General features: G+C 35.4%; 10 protein-coding genes. 3 read left to right on the top strand and 7 right to left on the bottom strand.

What is annotated here, in order from left to right:
* Positions 1-460: 460 nt before the first annotated feature.
* From K6343_04875 to K6343_04855, 5 genes are all read right to left on the bottom strand, one after another.
* Entirely contained in the window at positions 461-13,066 is a 12,606-nt protein-coding gene (locus tag K6343_04875) for a DUF11 domain-containing protein (GenBank protein ID MEF3245299.1), read from the bottom strand.
* A 382-nt stretch (positions 13,067-13,448) separates the two neighbouring features.
* Entirely contained in the window at positions 13,449-14,132 is a 684-nt protein-coding gene (locus K6343_04870; GenBank protein MEF3245298.1) for an amino acid ABC transporter permease, read from the bottom strand.
* Entirely contained in the window at positions 14,129-14,869 is a 741-nt protein-coding gene (locus K6343_04865; protein ID MEF3245297.1) for an amino acid ABC transporter ATP-binding protein, read from the bottom strand. The genes K6343_04870 and K6343_04865 overlap by 4 nt, the downstream gene beginning before the upstream one ends.
* Positions 14,866-15,525: an amino acid ABC transporter permease gene (locus tag K6343_04860; GenBank protein ID MEF3245296.1), complete on the bottom strand. Its 660-nt coding sequence runs from the start codon at positions 15,523-15,525 to the stop codon at positions 14,866-14,868. Before K6343_04860 ends, K6343_04865 begins: the two co-directional genes overlap by 4 nt.
* The gene (locus K6343_04855) at positions 15,525-16,277 is read right to left on the bottom strand and encodes a basic amino acid ABC transporter substrate-binding protein (GenBank protein MEF3245295.1); all 753 of its coding nucleotides are present in this window, start codon (positions 16,275-16,277) and stop codon (positions 15,525-15,527) included. The genes K6343_04860 and K6343_04855 overlap by 1 nt, the downstream gene beginning before the upstream one ends.
* A 275-nt stretch (positions 16,278-16,552) precedes the next feature.
* Between K6343_04855 and K6343_04850 the strand changes: the two genes are divergently transcribed.
* Positions 16,553-17,455: a polysaccharide deacetylase family protein gene (locus tag K6343_04850; GenBank protein MEF3245294.1), complete on the top strand. Its 903-nt coding sequence runs from the start codon at positions 16,553-16,555 to the stop codon at positions 17,453-17,455.
* Here the strand turns inward: K6343_04850 and K6343_04845 are convergent.
* Both K6343_04845 and K6343_04840 read right to left on the bottom strand, forming a co-directional pair.
* On the bottom strand, positions 17,452-17,862 hold the full coding sequence (locus K6343_04845; GenBank protein MEF3245293.1) for a hypothetical protein: 411 nt from the start codon (positions 17,860-17,862) through the stop codon (positions 17,452-17,454). The genes K6343_04850 and K6343_04845 overlap by 4 nt on opposite strands.
* A gap of 53 nt (positions 17,863-17,915) precedes the next feature.
* Entirely contained in the window at positions 17,916-18,869 is a 954-nt protein-coding gene (locus K6343_04840; protein ID MEF3245292.1) for a diacylglycerol kinase family lipid kinase, read from the bottom strand.
* Between the two features lie 44 nt (positions 18,870-18,913).
* On the opposite strand from K6343_04840, the gene K6343_04835 reads away from it, so the two are divergent.
* Positions 18,914-19,582 (top strand): hypothetical protein, encoded by a 669-nt coding sequence (locus K6343_04835; GenBank protein ID MEF3245291.1) that lies wholly within the window; start codon positions 18,914-18,916, stop codon positions 19,580-19,582.
* 280 nt (positions 19,583-19,862) lie between these two features.
* Positions 19,863-22,688 carry a fibronectin type III domain-containing protein gene (locus K6343_04830; GenBank protein ID MEF3245290.1) on the top strand — a complete coding sequence of 942 codons (2,826 nt, stop codon included), beginning with the start codon at positions 19,863-19,865 and terminating at the stop codon, positions 22,686-22,688.
* Positions 22,689-22,722: the final 34 nt, after the last annotated feature.

The following is a 22,722-nucleotide window of genomic DNA, read 5'->3' as shown; positions in this document are numbered from 1 at the left end:
AATCTGAGTTGGTAAATAACACCCCCTCAAGGCTCCTGCATCCTGTGTCATCCTGAGCACGTTCGCTTCGCTCAGTGTAAACTTAAGCGAAGTATCCTATATTTGATGGGGTGAAAAGGGTCCCCTTAAGGCTCCCTCAAGTAATGAAAAACCATAAACGGAGGAGATTCTTCACTTCTTATGCCCTCAGAATGACAACATAGGATGAAGGAAGAGATTTTTCTTTGGCAAAAGACACCTCATCAGAATGACCGAAGGGGAGCTTCGCACTTGCTTATGCAAGGAAAAGAGTGCAGAATTTTCCCATATTTTTTATAGAATAACTAAATCAAAGGGATTGTCATTTCATAATATGCCATTCAAAACTGTAAACATTTTGCACTTCTAGAAGATGCAATTAAAAATAAAAATTTAAGCGGACAGATTTTATCTTCTGCCCGCTTTACGAAATCTTAAATGCCTATGGCGTTTCTTTATTTATGATCTTTACGAAGACATTTCTTTCTTTTGGCTCAAGTTGGTCTTTCATACCATCTGCTGGAACAATTGCAAAAACTTCGCTTCCTAATTTTGGAATTAAAATTTTTGAGTTAAGCGTTGCTATGTAAACTGGTAGTGTTTTTGATTTAACAGATATAAATACATCTGCCTTAGAAGCGTTAACCATGAGATGCGGTTGGAAAGCTTCAAGCATAATGTAGTATGCCCAATGAGTTGGTGATAGATCCTTAAATTTAAGGATATTTTCATTTCCGCTAATTTTATTCTTTAACAAAGGTATATCTTCTCTAAAGAGAGCTCTTTCAAACATTGCTGCAAATTCTGCTCTTGTAACATATCCATTTGGTTTAAACGTTTTATCTGGATAACCTGTAATTAGCCCTGCTTTTACGGCTGCATTTACGTATTTATTAAACCAATCGGAGTGTTTAACATCAGAGAATAACGGCTCTGAATCATCTAAATTCAACTTTCTAAGTCTTGCTAAAATTGTTGCAACCTCTGCCCTTGTTGCAAAATCATCTGGCCTAAACTTGCCAATTGTATCTCCCTCCATTAATCCTTCTTGATAAACTCTTCTTGTGAAGTTATATGCCCAGTGAGTTATAGGAATGTCGTTAAATGGAAGTATGTCGTCACTTAATATCGTTGCATTGATACCAAGTGCCCTCAGAAGCATTGCAGCAATCTCAGCTCGAGTTACGTTTCGTTCGGGCCTTATGGTATTATCTGGATAACCAATCATGAAGTTTTGATGATAAATCGTTATACCCTCTGTACAGTCTTTTACTTCAACAGTTTTTGTAAGTTTAGCAACTTTTTTGTTTGCATCTTTTACTTCTATTGATACTGTGTATGAAGAAACATTATTGTAAGTATGGATCAAAGAGATAAAATTTCCACTTTCTTTACCAGTTTCTTTTGGTGTCCCATCGCCAAAATCGACTGAGTATTCGTAAGGTGCAACTCCATTTGTAAACGTTAACACAAACTTAGAGAAAGAACTTGCACAAATAGTTTCTGGCTCGTTAAATGAAATGTCAATCGAGTAAGATGGAGTTGGTGGGGTAGGTGGAGTAGGTGGATTCACAATACACGGCGGGCAAGGAGCTATAACAGTATTATAGACAGTGTTAGTTGCAACTTGTTCTGGGGTCTGGTCTGACTTTATATATGATGTATTTGTAATAAGCGTCATACCATTTACTGTGCGTCTTACCATAACCTTGAATGATACCGAGCCTGTTTCCTGTGGTTGAACTACAGGAATCACCCAAGTAATTGTTCTATTGCTTGGATTGTATGTGCCACCATTGTAGATAATAAGTGTTGTTTCGTCTAAGTTTGAATCAAGGACGTCAGTAATTACAACATTAGTTGCAGGTGCATTACCATTATTCCCATAGTAGTTTGTATAGGTAAGCCAGACTCCAGGATAAACACTTCCTTTAGGGTTAACTTCTTTTCTATACAGCAATGGATCCCAAAAACCAGGTGCTTTTACTTCAAAGGAAGCTTCGGCAGAAACTGGCTGAGGCGATTCATTACACTTTACATTCACAGTGTTTGTTACCTTGAGGGGTGGTGTTGTAAGAGGAACATTCTTTTTAACTTTTACAACAACAGTAATGCTACCACTTTCTCCTCCGTTGAGTGTTGGAATTATCCATATGTTGTTTCCAGAAGTTGGACTTGGATTTGCATAGTAAAAATCAACTTCGCTTGGATATGCTTCTTCAATTACTACATTGGTTGCAGGTGAATTACCAGTATTACTGTAATTTATAGAATAGATGACGATTTCACCTGGTGCTTGTTCTATTGGGTAGGCAGTCTTTGTAATTTTAAGAATTGGAACTCCGCTAATAGTAGTATCAATGGTAGCTAACACTCGCTGAGTTTCTTTAGAGTCTGTGTAAGCACTATTTGTAATTATAGTTCCTGAAGGGAGTGAATTTGCCGTTTTAACTACTAATTCTACTACAACAGTTGCACCTACAGGTAATACATCTGGATTTGGTGTCCAGGTAACAGTGCCGTTCCCACCAACAGGAGGGGCAGTAATTGAACCTGTTAGTCCACTTACAAATCTTGCAGAAACAAATGTTGTATTAATTGGAATTTCATCACTTATAACAAACTGCGTTGCATTCATATTACCAGTATTTGTGACTGTAATTGTGTAAGTGATACTATCTCCTGCCTGAACTGGGTCAGGGGAATCAGTTTTTGTAATTGTAAGTGCAGGTGCAGAACCTATAGTTGTGTTTTCAGTATCACTTATTGGAGTTGTTATCTCATTTGACTGGATCTTTGCAGTGTTAGATATTACTGTGCCATCAGGAAGAGGTGAATTAGTCTTCACAACAAGTTCAACCACAACAGATGCTAAAGCGTTTAATGTTCCGGATAAATTCCATTGAACTGTTCCCGTATTACCAACACCAGGGTCAGTAATCGAACCAGCGCCACCACTTACAAAACTTGCAGAAACAAATGTTGTGTTCTGAGGAATTTCATCTGTAATTACGACGCTGTGGGCATTCATATTGCCGCTGTTTGTTACAGTGATGTGATAAGTAATATTATCTCCTGCTTGCACTGGATCGTTTAAATCAACCTTATCAATACTCAAGGTTGGGGATGATTGTATGGTTGTATCTTCAGTTTCATCTTTACCTACCGAATCTTCTACACAAGAGACATGTGCTGTATTATGAATTACAGTCCCGTTATCAAGAGGTGAATTAACTTTTACAATAAGCTCTACTGCAAATTCCTCATTTGGTGCAAGTGCTCCTGTAAGCGTCCATGTAATTGTCCCTGTGTTTCCTACACCTGGGTTATTAATCGAACCTGATTTTGTGATGAACCTTGCCGAAACAAATGTCGTATTTGGTGGTGTAGTATCGGTTATTGCGACATTTGTTGCGTTTGCATTACCAGTGTTACCAACAGTTATTGTGTAAATAATATTTTCTCCTGCTTGAACAGGGTCTTGTGTATCTATCTTATAAATTGTTAAAGTAGGAGCAGAGCCTACCGTTGTTTGTGCGGTTGACTGCAAGGGATTCGTCTGGTCTGAATCAATTGTTACTGTATTATTAATAACAGTTCCGTTTGGTGTAGGGGCTTTAACTCTTACCGTTACAGTAATTGCATGGTGGACAGCATCACTCTCTATAGTGCCAATTGTCCACTGGTTATTTGTTCCGTTATCAGGGTTTGGCGTTGAAGAAACAAATTCAACGTTAGGATCATAACTTTCTGTAATTACTACACCCGTTGCGTTCATATTGCCATCGTTCCAATATTCAATCGTGTAGGTAATGGTATCTCCAGCATTAACTGAAGAAGGAGCAGTTTTTGTGATATGAAGATTAGGTGCAGAACCTATAGTTGTGTTTTCAGTATCACTTATTGGAGTTGTTATCTCATTTGACTGGATCTTTGCAGTGTTAGATATTACTGTGCCATCAGGAAGAGGTGAATTGATAACAACTTTAAAAGTTACTTCCTGATTCACAACATTTACAGCTAAAATTCCTATATTCCATCTTATATCTGTAACATTTGGATCTGTTCCATCTCCGCCTGCAGTAGGTGTATAACTCCAAGTTGCGCCGTTATCATTTGAGTATTCAACGGTCACTCCCGCAGGTTGTGTTGCACTACCAACAACAAAGCGCGTATTAGAAGGAATATGGTCTGTAATTACAGTATTGGTTGCAGTAAGATTGCCTGTATTTCCATATTTAATTGAATAAGTCAAGGTGTCTTTTGCCTGTGGAGGGCTATTAACTGATTGTGCAGTTTTATCTATCACAAGGTTAGGTGCACTCTTAACTAAAGTAGTTTCCAAGTCAGAAACTGGGTTGGTCTCGCTACTTTTTATTGTTGCAGTATTTACAAGCAAGAGGCCATTATTAGTATCTAAAGGCACTTTTACAGTTATTGTAATAGTTCCAGATGATCCTGCAGGTAGAGTGCTTATCGTCCATCTCAAAGGTGGACCTTGGTTAAAATTTACTCCGTTAGGATGGGTCTCTGAAATAAATGTAACAACCGAAGGCAGTGTATCTTCAATTACAACATTTGTTGCATCTTGTCCACCTGTATTTTGATATACTATCGTATAACTAAATTCATCACCTGCTTGCACTGGGTCCAAACTATCAGATTTAGAGATCGTAAGATTTGTTGGAGCACCAACTGTTGTATCTTCGGTAGTGCTTGCGCTTACCTGATCAGAATTAGCACTTACTTGGTTTATTAAAACTGCTCCATTTTGAACATCACTATTTACATGAACAACAACTGTAATATTTGCCGATGATCCTGCTGGTAGATTTACGACATTCCATGTTAAAGTATTACCCACAAGACTTCCAGAAGGAGTTGAAGATACATAAGTAACACCGCTTGGAAGCGTATCAACAATTACTAAATTTGTAAGGTTCATCGTTCCTGTATTTGCATAACTTATCGTATAAACCAAGTCCCTATCCTGTTTTATGGGATCTTCAGAATCACTTTTGGCAATTGTAAGATTAGGTAGAGAAGAAACAATTGTATCGTTAGAGGCATTTATTGGGCCTTGCTCAGAAGAATCAATTGTTGCGGTATTATTAATGTGTGTGTTGTCGTTAATCGGAGATTTAACTTGAACAACAAGTTCTAAGATAACTGAATCACCTGCGTTTATTTGTCCTGATACACTATAGGTTATAAGTCCAGATTCTCCTACGTTAGGAGTATTAACCGAACCTGTGCCTGTGATAAATCTTGCAGATACAAAGGTAGTATTGACAGGAGTATTGTCAGTTACAACAACACCATTTGCAGGAGCAGAACCGTTATTTAAAATCGTAATTGTATAAGTTAAATTTTGCCCTGCTTTTACAGGATTAGGATTACTCTCTTTTGAAACTACAAGATTTGGTGATAAAACTTCAGTTTGCGAGGTTGCTACATCAAAATTATACGGATTACCTTGAGTATCACTTCCTGAACCTGTTACAGAATTTTTAAGTAAGGTGTTATCAGGAATATTTTTGTTAACTTTAACAGTAATTGTGCCAACCCAACTACCTCCTCCAGCTTGTATGGAGACACTGCTCCACTTAACAGTCGCAGGTGATCCTGGGGTATAAGTGCCGCCCGAACTGGATACAAAAGTTACACCATCAGGTAGAGTATCAATAATTGTTGCATTTATGAGATCTTCGTTGCCATTATTTGTTGCAGTAATTGTATAGGTAATCTCACCGTTAACATTTTGAGTGTTTACATTACTTACCTTTGTTATTGTGACATCGGGTTTTAGGACATTAACATAGAATTCACTAATAGGTGAACCAATTAAGTTTCCTCCACTATCCTCTCCTTGTGAAACTGCTCTGTTAGTATTTGCTCCATAAGAAGCACTACTTGTAGGATGAGAAGAGAATTTTACAAAAAGCGTGTCAAGAGCTGAACCTGTTGCACCACCATTATCGTCGCTACCTTTTATAAGTAAGTTCAGATCAAAATGTAGTGTATCATCACTAATTACAGGATTTGAAGAAGGTGTCCAGCTAGTTGGTGTTGAACCATTTGTCAAAGCATACGAAGTTGAATTGTTTTCATAAATCCAACCATTTGGCAGATAATCAAAGACATCCACATTAAATGCATCAACTGGGTTCTTATTGATAACTTTTATGGTAAATTCAACACTTTCATTTATTCTTGCCTTTGATTTATTTGCAAATTTTTCAATTGCAAGTTTGGGAGAGCAAACACATACTTCACAACTATCAGATACAGAAGGAATAGATGTACCCTCACCGTCTTTTGCATTAACTAAAACAGTATTTACGTTTGAACATCCCACAGCAGAATTCGTTGGATTTGCTTTTAATCTTATCCATAAGGTATCATTAGAGACTCCCGAAGAAGTTCCTTGGTCATCAGTTGAATTTATCGTTTCATTTAAATCAAAGGTTAAAGTATTACCTGTTATTGTAGGTGTAGTTGGATTCCAACTTGTAGGGGTTGATCCGTTATTCAAAACGTATTCTGAAGTATTTGAAACGTAATTCCAGTTAGAAGGGAGCGTATCTACAACATCAACGCTATATGCCGAAGCATACGAATCTAGATTTTCAACTTTTATTGTAAACGTAACTTCACTTCCGACAGAAACAGTTGAAAGATCTGCTACCTTTGTTACCCTCAAAACAGGCTTGTATACAACTACGGATGCTTTCGCTTGGTTGGTAGAATCTGGTGCTGTTGCGGCGTATAAAGCTCCATCACCATCATTACCCTGTGCAGTTGAAGTGTTAACAGCTTGTCCCAAGTTTGCACTGGAAGTAACTACTGCTTCAAAAGTAATAGTTAAAGACTCACCTGCTTTAATTTCTGCATTAAGATCCCATAGGTAAGGATTTGCTCCTATCGGATCGTTTGTTGATGAATGACTGCCTGACCAACTTACCCAGGTTGCATAAGTTGAACCTGGTTTGTAAGAAAAACCTGTGGGAAGAGTATCTGTAACATCGACATTGTATACACTTGCAAAAGAAGAAGTATTTGTAACAGTAATTTTATACTTTACCGTCTCTCCTATTTCTACTCTGGTAGTATTTGATGTATTAGAGCCTATTTGAGTTACAACTTTTGTTATTACAAGTTGGGGTTTATAAACTAACACCCACTCAGTTGCATCGGATAAATCAAACGAACTTCTTTCAACTGGCTGATTTCCATCAGCATCAAGAGTGCAAGATATATCAGCACTATTTAGGTTGTATTCGCCCGACGGAGAACCAAGTGCAGAAGATGTTATTCTTGCAACAAATTCAAGGTAAAGTGTATCAAGGTTACCACCTGTTGAACCACCGTTATCATCCGTCGCTTGAAGAGGCTGTTGAATATGCCACTGCACTCCATTAAAGTTAGGTGGTGGATCAGGGGGTGTTTGGTATGGTGATGTATTTGGTGCTGGCGCATTTGTCCAACTTGAAGGAAGAGATCCATTTGTTAAAGCATAACGGGAAGTCCCACTTTGAATTTCCCATCCTGTTGGTAGAGCATCGTAAACGTCAACGTTATAAACAGGTAAATTTCCTAAATTTCTTACCTTTATTCTAAATCTCACAAGATCAGCAATCTGTGCTTTATAAGGTCGTGGCGGGTATTGGTATCCACTAATTTCTACAAGATCTTTTTCTACTTTTATAGGAGTTGCCGTAATATGTGTTTGAGCTAAATTTGATAGAAGTGGTGTTGTATAACAACAACTATCAGTAAATTTAGCCTGATTACTTATGTATCCAGAAGAGCCTGAAACTACCACCCTGAATGAGAGTGTTGTATCTGCACCTGCAGGAACTCCATGCTCTGTATGTTTTAACGGATCTGTTGTTACACCACTAGGAAGAGGACTATAAAGTGTTCCAATCGGAACAGCAGGACCTTTAATGATAATATCGTTAGCTGAAACCGTTCCATCATTATCTACATCATCATAAACAGATACAGCGTTAGTTGCTGTGTCTATGTAGTGCCGTAAAGGATCACTTGTCATTCCAGAAGGTGGTGCCACAAATGGTGTGCCTACAGGTTCTTTTGGTCCAGCAAGTAAAATATCTCCAGAAGATACATCTCCCGAATTATCCACATCATCGTATACAGCATTATTTGCCGTATGTCTTAAATAATCTCCATCATTTTTATAGGCAGTCCCAACTGGAGAGCAGTTACTACTAAGACAAATAGCATTGTTATCAACCTTACTACTATATCCTGTTATCCCTGTTATATCATCATACGCAATACCAACAGAACTACTAAACCATGTAATTGTGTTAGTTACTGAGTCATAGGTATGCTCCATCCAAGAATAGGCTATGCCTAATCCTGGCGGAGGACCGTCAGTTATGCTTCCTGAAACAAGGGCGGTGTAAGGTGGTAATTGATCAGTAATACTAAATACATCAGAACTTCCATTTCCTGTATTTCTCAGATGAATTTCATAAAGTAACGTATCGCCAGGTGATGCACTGGATTTATCAACACTCTTTGTAATTTCGATGTTGGGAGATAATTTATTAGAAACTTTAACCCATGCATGTTCTGGTGTATATTGCCAATAGTCAGTGTTCCACCAAGGATCATATGGAAAGAAGAATTGAGTCCCAGAAGAGCCGTTACAATCATATCCTGAAAGTCTCTGCCTGTTTATAATTGGATTCATAACGGCACTGCAGTTCCCAAAATCAAGTTTAAAACGCACCCTTATAGACTGCCCAGGAGAAATATTTATAAGACCAAGAGTAGCATTATTCGTTGAGTTCCACTCAAGTTGCGTAAAATTGCCATTCCAACCGTAATGAGAGCTATTGAATGTTACTGTTGAAATAGTTGGATCACTTCCCGCAGTCCAAGCTCCTGCTCCTGGTAGCATAAATTCTGTTGAACCACTTACATAAGTTGCACCTTGTGGTATTACATCATAAATTGCTAATGGCGCATAAATTGTTGTCCCTCCTTCATATGTTGCACCATTATCAAATTCGATTTCAAATACAACATCCTTAGCACAAGTAGGAATGTAATCAGGAATATTGTTTTTATAAGTCATAGCCCAGGAATCTCTATGAGACATTACCCTTGAATATTTTGCTTGGTAAATAGGGCAAGATGTAGATAAAGCACCATTCCAATCAGGAACACCTGTTGCACTACTTATTAGATTACCTGAATTCATATCAGTTAAATCTGAGCATCCTGTCCAAAGCTCAGAATAGTTATATGCTTCATTAGAAGTGCATAGTGAATCAACCGTGGCAGTTATTCTAATTTTAAGGGCTTTGCCTGGTTCAATACCTTGCCCTAAATCAGATTCAATATTATTCCAGATAAGTGAGCCTGAGGATCCTACAGGAGGTGCAGAATCCCAAGGCACATTCGTCCAAGTCCCTCCATCATAAGAATACTGCGCAGAAACGTAATCTAATGGATGCTGGTTTGTTCCAGTTAATACATCTGCAAAGTTCGTTTTTAAGGTAGATAAATCACCATTGTTAGTAATACCAACTTCAAAAGTAATTGTTGAGTTTAGCTCTCTTGGGAAATAATGTGCTGGGTTTACATCTGTCCCATCAATATTTACAACCATTTTAGTCATTGCAAGATCAGCCTTATGTGTTGTAAAATTAGTTTCAAAAACATTTGAAACTTCTGTAGGATCGGTTGAATTGCACGGCTTTGCAAAATTTGAATATGCCTTTACTTTCTGAAAAGAACTACGGAAGAAATCACAGGAAGTGTAAGTAGGTGAATCAGGTTCAACATTGAAAGTAAGGTTTATGTAGTCTGAAGGGGATAGATCGCTTAGCTCAGGTATATCAGAAACATCCCAAACAAGTTCATAGCCTCCAGCGTAATCTCCACCCAGAATTTGTGTTATCTGAGGATCGTTTGCGCTTTGTTGTGCGCCACCGTTATAAGAATACTTTGAAGAATTCGGCGAATATTTTAGATATTTTGGAATATCTACTGTTATTTTTGCATTGTAAACATGTGTAGTGCCTATGTTAGAAACTTTTATTACAACACTTCCGTTTCCACAGAGATATACGTCTGCAGATTCAATGGTAGTGAGTGCATAGGAACTTGGTATCCTTACCTGCCCATAATCGTGGTTTGATTCTTGGCAACTACACCAACTGGAAAAGACTTCTGCTGTTAAATTTGATTCACTGCAACTACTGATATCAGTTTTAAAATAAATTTCAACGGTTGAAGAGGGACTAATTGAAAGTTCTTTAAAGTCCCATGTAAGTGTTCCCGTTGCTACATCAGTAGGCCATCCAATTGAAAAATCTCCATAACTGTATGTTGTATTTCCAATTTTTACATAAGCACCGTCAGAATTAAATGATAACCCAGACCCTAAAGTTGTTTTAGCTAATACTTCTCTTGCAGTGCCATCGCCACCGTTTGTTATATAAAATTTCCAATCAACTGTTTTTGAATAGCCAAAATTATTTTGAGGTGTAATTTTTGAGTAAAGTAAAGCAGATTTTATTAAATATGCAGATGAAGATGCAGAAACTTGATAACCATTAGAACAGTTATCTTTATAATTCGACAAAACATTAATTGATGTGTTATTTGTGCAGTCTTTTTTCACTTTTATTGTTATTGTGCCAGAAGAGTAGATTTCATTCAACTGAGAGTAATTCCATGTAAGAGTATTTGTATTAGGATCATATTGTGGCTCACCTTTTGTTCCGCTGCACCAATTACCATTATTGCTATACGTGGTAGAGTTTTGAACGTATGTAAAACCGTTAAGAGAAACAGTTAAATCTGCGTGGTCTACATTTGCATTTATAGGATTTAGAGTAATGGGTATATCATAAGTAGCACATTTTTCAACAGTTTGAGGCACAGTTGTTGCAAGTGTAAGTTCTGCTCTATAATCGCTTACGTCAATTCCTTCATAGTATTTAGGGTCTAAAGAACATCCCCTTGGAAATCCTGGAATTTCAAGTGAAGACCAATCAACATAGCTTCCCACTCGGGTTGCTCTTGCAGTAAAAGAGATCCTGAGTTTTAAACCTGTGTTAGGAGGTGGTGCATTTAGTCCACTTAAATTAATTTCTAATGGGACATAAGAATTAACGACCCACCCAGACACTTGTTGGAAACCTAAGCCGCTATCTACCTCAACCAATATGTTTGCAATATCAGCGTTTGTAAATTGATTGTTATTAAGTTCATCTCTAAAAATGATACCACTCCAACTTGACGGTGCATTACTTCCAGTATTAAAATCATATTCAACAGTGTATCTTCTGTTGTTATGGTCATCTGGATTGCCCGACGGGTTAGTGTAAGGGTTTGTATCAGTAGAACAATCAACCTCAATATCTTCATAATCTACACTCTTTGATGAGTCTGTTATTGTAGATGCAGGATCATTAATGTACGTTGCATAGGTTGCGTTTGTTCCACTTATGGGACATCCGCAACAGTCAGTTAAATTTGAAAGAGTAACTTCGTTTGTATAGGTATTATGGGCATAGCAAGGATCGGAAGTTACATCAAAAGTTATGGTAAAAGTCTGTGGGACACCATCCTGAAACGTTACATTACTCCAGGTAACCGTCTGTCCATTGATAGTTCCCCCATTATTTGCACCATTTGGAATAAAGGGATCTGGTAGAGTATCCGAAATATTAGTAACTAAGCTATCGTTATTACAACCTCCCTTATGGTAGGTAATATTTATCGTATAGGTTAGTCCCGTTTGTCCTATATCTACTGCTCTTGGACCAGTTTTTGAAATATCAAAATAGCTTCCACTTCCTGAAACACTAATACTTCCAAGTAAAGACGGATTATAGAATAAGTTCCCGCAAGGATCTTTATATTCTACAATAAACTTGAGGATTGCGTTTCCTTGTGTAACATCACAACTCCCTTGAGGCATTGCAACATCAAAAGAAAGATTTACAATACCGTTAGGTGGAATTGCGCCCTGAGGGTTTCCTCCTATATAGGTAAATTCACCGGTATTAGAGTCATAACTCCAATTTGGATCTACATTTTGTATGCTATAAAAAGATGGAATTTTATCAATTTTTAATTTAAATTCTTTTGCAAAACCGTCGCCGTTGTTGGTAATGGGAATTAAAACAGAGGTTGATGAGCAATAAGGAACGGCAATATTTGCAGGAGTAAAACTTATGTTAGGCGTGGTTGGTATAATTTTCACTGAAGCAAGAGCAGTTTGTGTTTGGCAGTTGTTTCCCCAACTCACAGAAACTGTATTATCGGCATTACTACAACCTGTAATTGTAGAGGTAAAGGTAATAACATAATCAGAACCTGGAGGGATTTCACTATAACTCCATGAAGGGAAATCTCCAGAATTTTGAGATGGAGAGGATGAAAAATTACCTGTATAGGCACATCCTGCACCTAATGTATCACTTACAGAGACGTTAGCAATCGGGTCGTCTCCTGTATTCTTTATGTGAATCGTCCATGTAACTGTATCTCCTACCTTTGCATCAGTTGGGTTTGCGCTTTTTGTAACAACAAGATTCCCAGTGTGAATTGCAGTTGTTGTGAGGACAACTTGTGCACTTCCACCGCAATTTCCATTTGTTGAAGTTGCAGTAAGAGTTAACTGATATTGGGAATTGTTGCAGACACTGTAGTTGGGTGTAACTTTTACATAAATATTTGCACTCTCGTTAGGTTGTAGATTGCCTGTGTCTGGAATACTATCGCCGTTAAGGTCTGTAAGTGGTGTTGAATTATCAGAAGATAATAATTGGACACTCCAATTAGGATCAGTTGGCGAATAAGTAATATTAAATAAATCAACTTCAGAACATGTATTTGTTATGGTGATGAGGTATGAGGAACCTATCCCGACTTTTGCTGACTGAGTATTTGTTGGCGAAACAGACATACTTGGAGCAGCAAGCACTTTACCGAATGGTATCAAATCCATTAATAAAATTATTATTATAAGCAAATTAAATACTTTTGCTTTCATGTATTCCCCCTTAAGTTTTATTTATAAATATTATAGTAGTTTAAAACAAAATTAAAAAATATTAACAACAACTATAAGTTGTGTAACTGCAAAATTCTTCTAAAGTTCATGTATAAAAGATTGAAAATCTTTATAAAAGTTCAAGAATGATAAAATTTTATTAAAAAAATCAAGGTTTTTCTTAAGGAAAAAGTAAGATTCTTCTTTAAATTGAGAGGGTTTTCAACTCTTCAAGTTTAAAGGATAAGATTCTTCTTTGCTCACTATGTTCACTCCTCAGAATGACTCTCAATTTGTCATCCTGAGCGATAGCGAAGGATCCTATCTTTTTGGGTAAGTATCAAAGGGAACTTTACCTTATCAGAATAATTTCCGTTATAACTTAAATTCTCAATTTTGCAGTAGATCCCCCAGGTATTGAAAGTTTCTTTTCAAAGTAAGTCATTAAACGTGTTAAAATGACAGATATTGCTAAATAGATTATTCCTGCAACCGAAAAGGCTTGAATGTAGAGAAATGTTTTACTTCCGACATACTTTGCAACAGACGTTAATTCCATAACTGTTAACACCATCGCAAGGCTTGAATATTGTGTAAGGGCAATAAGTTCATTCGTCCACGATGGTAGAACAATCCTTATTACCTGTGGTAAGAGGATGTTAAAAATCAACCCTGTTTTAGTCATCCCTAGAGAGAGTGCTGCTTCTGTTTGACCTGTTGGGATAGCAAGAAACGCTGTCCTAAAATATTCTGCTTGGTATGCGGCACTATTTAGTCCCATTCCAATAATTGCCGCTTGCATTGGTGTAAATTTCGCTATCTGTGTTGAACCAAGCCCATAATAGAGTATGAATAGTTGCACAATCATGGGAGTTCCTCTAATAATGTCGATATACCCCACCGCTAAAGCTTTTAAAAATCTGTTTCCGTAGATACGCATAATTGCCAAAAGTAAACCTAAAAATAAACCAATGAAAATTGAATAAATTGTAATTTGCACTGTAAGTTTTATTCCTGTAAGCCAAAAATCCTTAAAGTTTAAAATAACCTTAGAAAAAACATTCATTCTTCACCTTTTGAAATCTTACTTAAGAACTTTTTCAATCTCTCGCTTTTTGGATTTCCAATAATTTCTTTTGGATTTCCTTTCTCTACAACAATGCCTCCGTCAAGAAACATAATCTCTTGTGCAATGTTTTTGGCAAATTCAAGTTCATGGGTTACTATAAGCATCGTCATCCCGTGTTCTGCTAATACTCTCATTGCATTTAAAACTTCAGAAATAAGTTCTACATCAAGAGCAGATGTGGGTTCATCAAAAAGAATTATACGTGGATTCATTGCGATGGCTCTTGCAATTGCAACTCTTTGCTGTTGCCCTCCAGAAAGTTGTGCAGGATAGTGTTTCCAGAGATTCTCTGTGATACCTACAAGATTTAAAGAATCTTTTGCAACTTTTAAAGATTCATCTTTTGGAAGTTTTTTTACTTTTAATAAGCCAATAAGCACATTATCAAGAGCGGTAAGATGCATGAATAGGTTAAAATATTGAAAAACAAAGCCAATTTTTTTACGCATCTCGTAAATATTTTTAGGGGTAATAAGTTCAGAATCAATGTAGATTTCTCCGCCATCAGGTTTTTGAAGGTAGTTAATACAATAAAGAAGAGTGCTTTTTCCACCACCACTTGGCCCAATGATGACTTTTGTCTCTCCCTCGTTTATTGAAAAACTTACACCTTTTAGCACTTCATTTTTGTGATAGGATTTTCTCAAGTTTTCCACTCTTAAGACTTCTTTCATCTTTTCTCCCCCAATCCAGGTATTCTTATTTTCTCGTATAGATTATTTAGAGTAATCATTGAGATTTTAACAAGAATAAAATACACAAGTGCAACAAAAATGTAAATTTCAAGGTATCTACCAACAGAACGGGCAATAAATTCTGCTCTCGTCATTAAATCCAAAACACCTAAAACAAAAGCAATTGAGGTGTCTTTTAAAACGGTAATAAATTCATTAGTCCAGCCAGGAATCATTATCCTTATAGATTGTGGCACTAAAATTTCTTTAAAAACCTCAAATTTTTTAAAGCCAAGAGAAAGCCCTGCATGTAGCTGACCTACTGAAATTGCCTCAAGTGAACTCCTGAAAATCTGCCCCTGATAGGAAGCACTTCTTAAGCCCAATCCTAAAATTGCAGATAGCGTCATGCTAAGATTGAAACCAAAGTAAAGAATTAAAAACAATAGTAACAGAGGAATACCTCTTAATACCTCTCCGATAATTCTAAAAACATATGAAAATGGGGGAGGTAGATACACCTCCCCGAATGCAAGAATACTACCAACTATCAACCCTAAAGATATACTAACAAATGTAAGAAATAACGTCCAAGATAAACCTTTCAAAACGTAAAATAGGTTTGAAATGTTTAATATGGAGAAATCAAAACCCATTATCCACCAAAGTATTTATTGATTAGATCAACCCAGTCTTGTGTTCCTTTAACTTCTGATAGTGCCTTTTCCAAGCTATTTTTTAATTCGGTATTACCCTTTTTGACAAATAAACCTGCTTCTTCTGTTGTAAGGTCTCCTGTGACTTTAAAATCTTGCTTCGTTGAATAGTAAGTTGCAACAGGTGAATCGATAATTACAACATCAATATTGCCATTTTGAAGGTCGGTAATTGCAAGAACAACAGAAGTGTACCTTTGGACAGTTGCATTTTTAATTTGTCCACCATTTACTGCATTATCTATTGCCTCCTCACCAGTTGTGCCTTTTTGCACACCAATTTTATGGTTGCTTAAATCATCAAATGTTTTTGGATTAAAAGTTGAGTCCTTTTTAACAAGCATTACTTGCCCAGTTGAAAGATAAGGAACCGCATCTGCCTGTTGAAGCCTCTCTTCTGTAATGGTTATGCAGGCTGCACCTACGTCAATTTTATCTGTAGAAAGCGAGGGAATGACCGTATCAAAATCCATGTTCACAATTTCAACTTTATCATAACCCATCTTTTTCCCAAGAAGTCTCATTAAATCAAGATCAAAACCTACAAATTCTTTTGTGTTTTCATCAACGTATTCAAACGGTGGATAATCTGCAGAAGTACCAACTCTTAATACCTTCTCCTTTTTTGTGCATCCAGTAAATACACTTACTACCAAACTAAAGACAATTAAAAGTAAAATTACTTTTTTCATATTTGCCTCCTTTTAATTTATATTTAATTTTAAAAGAATTTTATTGAAATACAAAATAAAGTCAATAAGTTTTAGTAGTTTTCATATAAAAATGTTACACTCTTTAAAAAACGAATATTCAGAATAATACTAAGTTTATCATCCTGAACGACGTTAGTGAAGGATATCATGTTTGAGGAAAAACAAATCACTCCCGAAAAAGAAATAATAGTCTAAAATAGACAAAGAAAATGCTATCCTATAAGATAAAAAGAAAAAACATACTATAATATGATGTGAGAATTCTAATTAGCGTTTTTATAATACTTCTTTTACTGTTTTTAATCACTCCCTCTACTACAAAAGCAAACTTACAAAAAAATATTCCTATTGCATACTTTGAGAATGCAGTCTACTCACTTGGAAGACTCTATGGTATTACAAAAAGTGAAGAGATTTTATCAGAATATAACGGGCTATTTTCAAACAAATCTACATTTTGTGTAGTTTTAATGTACCATAACATTTACAAGAGCAAAAGTAAAAGAATAAATTCTTACGATGTAAGTTTTGATGACTTTAAAAAACAGCTTGCGATACTTAAAAACTATGACTTCACAAGCATCTCTCTTGAGGATTTGTATGCGTTTCTTTTGTTTAACAAGAAGATTCCTGAAAGAAGTGTTATCCTTACATTTGATGATGGTTTTAAAAGTGAAGTTGAAGTATCTAACCTACTTAAAGAAAATGGCTTTAAAGGAGTTTCCTCTCTTATAACAGGTTTTATTGGTTCAGTTTGGGAAGTTTCCAAAAAGGAAATTGAAATTCTCAAAAATAACGGCTTTGAGTTTTCTTCGCACTCACATCTGCTTCATAATTTTTACTTAAAACTTACAAAGACACATCGGTATAAAGATATAGAAAACGATATAAAGAAATCAAAAGAATACTTTAATAATACCCTTAAAATCAATGTTATAGCGTTTACCTATCCACAAGGTGCCTACGATGAAGCAACCAGAAATACCCTCATTAAACTTGGTTTTAAATTAGGGTTTGGGCTTTATAAAAAACCTTTTAACAAGTTTGGCGATGATCCTTACTATATAAGCAGATATGAAATATCAGAAAGGCTAAAGAACTCAAATCCTACAAAGTTTAGAGAGCTTATTAAAAGCATTATTGAAACAAACAACTAATCTTTCTTTTCGGCTTCTTGGGAAGCAGTGTCTTCTTTAGCTTCTTCTTTAGTTTCTCCTTGAGATACAGGTGGTTCTTCATTTGCTTTTTTAACTTCCTCTTCTGTTGCGCCAACTTTTTTGAGTTCTTCATTCAGTTTTGCAATTTCTTCGTTCAGTTTTGCGACTTCAGTTTCAAGTGAAGTAATGTTTTCAATAACTTCTTTTACATCCTGAGGGAATTCGATCTGGATTTCTCCATTTTTAACATGTGTAAAAAGTGCTTTTCCTAATTCCTTAAAGGCACCTTCTTTTTTAAAGTTAATGTTTGTAATTTGAGTTTTTATCCCTCCAATTTTGCCGAGGATGACTGCCTTTTCACCTGCCTCTTTTGCACCCTTCTTAAGTCTTTCAAAGAAATCTGCCATATAAACCTCCTTTTATAATATTTAAACTCTAACACATTATAGTATGTGTTTTATTAAATTGCAACTTTTATTGCCTTTTCTATGACGCTTGCCTTTACTGGAGTATAACCCACAACTTCTCCATCTACCTCAACAATTGATTTTGGATCTGTTTTTACAAAAATTTCTTTTGCAAAATCATGGTAGAGTTTTTTCTCCGTTAAAATACTCCCATTAAAAAGTTTAGGAGTTTTAAAAAGAATTTCAAATCCAGAATAATCTTTAAACAAAGTGATATTCAGTAAACCATCTTCAACATCTGCCTTAGGAGAAATAAGCATACCGCCACCGAAGAATTTACCATTTGCAATGACGAATTCAAAAAACTTTCCATTTATTACCCTATTTTTTATTGTAAGGATGCCTTCAGGAATCGTTATAAATAGAAGCGTTGAAAGAAGGGCATAAAAGTATACAAAACCTCTTAAAATAGATTTTTTATTTTTATTTGCTCTATCAGTTACAACTCCTGAAAAACCACCACTTAAGATATTTAAGAAAAACCTATTTGAAGGTTTTTGAGAAAAATCTTCATACTCAAAATAACCAACATCGATACTCTTGTAATGGTCTTGAAGGGCAATTTTTAAAGCTTCTAAAGTATCTTTTGGGATTTTGAGAGTTTTTCTAAAATCATTTCCAGAACCAACTGAGACAAAACCCAAAGTTGGAAGCAATTCTTTTTCTTTGGGGCTAAATTCAAAAACACTCTTTTTAAAAATTTCCTCTGCTCCTTTGAGTAAACCGTTTAACACTTCGTTATGCGTGCCGTCTCCACCAAAACTTATAATTTTTGTTGCACCACTTTTCAATGCCTTTTTTGTTAGTTCTACCGCATGAAGTGGGTATTCTGTATAAAGAATTGTTAACTCTTTAACAGCTTTTTCAATAAAGTCTTTTACTTTTTCAAACTCGCTTTTACCTTTTCCTTGTGCTGAAGCAGGGTTTACAATAAAAAATAAACTCATATTGCTATTTTAACAAAAATTCGAAAATTTGTATAATATGTTTGATGAAGAAAAAAATGATTTTGAAAAAGATTTTAGTTTGTTTTCTTTCTTTGGTGATTTTTCTAAGTTTTGCTAAACCCGTATCTTTTGGAGAAACTTCAGGAGAAACTCTTAAAAAGATGGGACTTGTTATAGGCTTTGCAGACGGATCACTACACGAAAATAGAGTAATGAAACAAGGAGAACTCGTTGCCCTTATTTCAAGATATATCATTAAAAACTATATTAAAACTACTTACACTGCAATAGAAGAAAAGAATGTAATTGATGTTTTTGTAAATAAGGTTTTTAATTTCGTCATTAATGCTTACTATTCAGTAAAGAGATTCTTAATAAAGTCTTACTATGTGGTATTTAATAAAGAAATTTATCCAGGGGTTTCAAGAAATCACTATCTTTTTAATTACCTTGTAATTTTAAAAACTTATGGTTACGGCATAAAAGGTAATTTTGATGTAAATAGCCTGCTAACAGCTGATGACTTTTTTAGAATCCTTTTTGATATGCTTGATTTTGGGGAAAGTGAGTTTAAGGAAAATACACTTGATTATGTAAACAAAACAGAACTTATAGATTTACTACATGGTAAGAAAAACTCTTCCTTATTTAAAAATAAGGGTTTTCTTAAAAGAGGTGAAGTATTTGCAGAGTTTTTAAGATTATTAAAGTAAAACTTTTTTAGTTTTAATGATTCTATCTTAGATTGCAAGAAATAGAGCATCCTTAATCACTACCTCTCTTTAGTCAACCCAAGTGCATTTGCTTTGCTCAGTGTAAACTAATTAAAAATTTCTCAAGGCAATGTAATAGTTTCACCCCGTATACTCAAACAAAAAGTTGTAGAGATTGACAAATTATTTTTGTTTACTATAATGCAAAAACAAGAATAAAAAGACTATTTTTATTTATACAATTTTATTAGCACATAGGTAATAAGTAAGGAGGTTTTGAATGAAAAAAAGTTTAAAAATTTTACTTCTTCTTATTGTTCTTTTACTTAATAATATACTACTTTATTTAGTCAAAGAAGAGCAATTTATGGCATCACACACAAAAGAAAGTCTCCCTACAACCAGGATAGAAAGAAATGATAACGAACTCCATGAATATGTTATGGAAATAAATCCACTAAACATAAAAAGTGTTAAAGGTAAGACAGAACTACAACCCTCTTCGGTGAAAGCGCCCGGAGTGTTAATTCCAATGTATGCTTATCCAAATTTTAATGAGGACTCAAACAATGACGGGGTTCCAAATTACAACGAAAAAGGTTGGTGGTTTAGGCAGTTGATTGATGCTTTAAAAGAGTATCCTGATATTGCAAAGATAGTTATAGTAAATCCCGATAGTGGGCCAGGAACAACACAAGATGAAAATTATACACGAGCAATTGAATGGCTTCATAGGGAAGGTGCTGTCGTTGTAGGATACGTTAGCACAAAATATTCTGTTTATAATCCCGATAATCCTACTGTTCCTGGAAGAACAATATCCGAAGTTGAAAATGATATAGATACTTGGCTAAAATTTTACCCAGAAATTGATGGAGTTTTCCTTGATGAATTACCATGGAAAGTAACAGGGGAAAATGGAATAAAAGCCTTACAATACTATATAACTCTAACAAACCATGCTCATAAAAAAGGGCTGTATCCTGTTATAGGAAACCCTGGAGTAAAACAAGAAAATAACTCATATTTTACAAACAACGCCTATGATATAGGTATCATTTATGAGAGTGCAGGTTATCCTACTTTATCTCGCGTTATGGATGAAATTGATCCACATAGAAAGGCAATACTAATACACTCTGTTAAAGAAAATAGCTTAGAGATTAAAAAACACATATCAGAATTACAAAAGGCTGCTTATCATTTTTGGGTATGGAGAGATAATACATGGGGAAGTGACACTACCACTTGGGATGATTCAGGATTTGCAAATTTTACAAGATACATTGCTAATGCACTTGATGTAAAAAGTAATGGAGGTGGAGTAAACCCAAATTCATCAAAAGAAATTATATCAATTTCATACCCAGAGGAGGAATGGCCAATAGCTAAAATAGACAGAAACAATAACGGAATTGCTGATTATTATATGGAAATAAATGCATGGAACATAAAGAGCGCTTATGGTAAGGCTTCAATGGTTTACGATAATAATACAGGGAAGTTTAGTTATTCACAAAACTTAAGCAACATAGTGATAAAAGATCCTAAAGGATGGGTTTTAGGTTATCCAGAAGTATATTACGGAAATAAGCCGTGGAATGGAAATAGAGCAACTGATGGTGAAGTATTATTGCCAGAAAAAGTAGGCAACCTCAACAATTTCTCAATTACACTGAATTATGATATACAACATGCTAAGGGTCTTCCTGTTAATCTTTCGTTAGACTCATGGTTAACAAAAGATAAATGGCGATCAACTGGAATTTACTCTGATGAAGTAGAAATAATGGTATGGTTATACTACGATTACTTACAACCTGCTGGATCTAAAATTAGTGAGATATCCGTTCCAATAATAGTTAATGGAAAATATGTGGACGCTACTTTTGAAATTTGGCAGGGATACATAGGTTGGAAGTATATAGCCTTTAAAATAAAAGATCCTATAAAAGCAGGAGAAATTAGGATTCCTTTTCTTCCATTTATAAATGAAGTAAAGAATATTGTCATACCCAATGATTATAATTCCCTTTACTTAGAAGATGTAGAAGTGGGGACTGAATTCGGTAGCCCAAATACATCTTCAGCTAATTTAAGTTGGGTCTTATCTAAATTCTTTTTGAATACTAACCCATCTTCTCCACAAAACCTCAAAGCAAAGGTCTATAATTCTTCTGTTATTTTAAGTTGGGATCCTTCCACAAAGGGAAGTTTTCCAATATCAGGTTATGCAATATATAGAACAACAGAGCAAGGTAAAGAAGACCTTTCTCAACCAATAGTAACTGTTAACGCCAATACCACCACCTACATTGACAAGAACTTGGAGTTTAATAAAACATACTATTATGTAGTTAAAGCCTATGATAACCAATCACCACCTAATTACTCTATTTCTTCAAATGAGTTGAAAGTAGAGATAAAAGATACTGTGCCTCCAACAATTACGGTTGAAACCCCCAATGACTCTAAAATAGTAAATGAGGATACGGTAATAGTTTTAGGTAAAGTTTTGGATAATCAATCTTCTGTAAGTAAGTTGACTATAAATGGGGATAACGTATCAATAAGTTCTGACGGCACATTCAATAAAACAATCAAACTCCACAAAGGAGAAAATACGATAATAATTATCGCAGAAGATAAAGCAGGAAACAAATCAACTTTTAGAATTGCTGTAAATTATCAGCCAAAGGTTATTATAACTCTTAAACCAAATAACCCAATAATGACTGTAAACGGCACTTCAGAAGAAATTGATCCAGGTAGGGGGACTACACCTGTGATTATAAAAGAATGGGGTAGAACTGTTGTGCCAATTAGAGCGATAGTAGAAGCATTGGGTGGGATAACAGAGTGGGATGCAGAGGAAAGGGAAGTTACAATAAAGTTTAAAGATAGTGTAATTAAAGTTTGGGTAGATAAACCACAGGCAATAGTAAACGGCGTAATGAAATGGATTGATTTAGACAACCACAGCGTAAAACCTATCATTGTCAACGGAAGAACAATGTTGCCTCTACGCTTTATTGCAGAATCGCTTGGATGTATAGTTAATTGGGATGAGGATACAATGACTATAACGATTTCATATGGTGGATAGTTAAAAGAAAATATGTTTAATGACTAAAAGTAAA

The sequence above is a fragment of the Caldisericaceae bacterium genome (genome assembly GCA_036574215.1).
In the GTDB taxonomy this organism is placed as follows: domain Bacteria; phylum Caldisericota; class Caldisericia; order Caldisericales; family Caldisericaceae; genus Caldisericum.
Note: the sequence above shows the minus strand (reverse complement) of the source record. Positions and strands in the feature narration are given on the sequence as shown.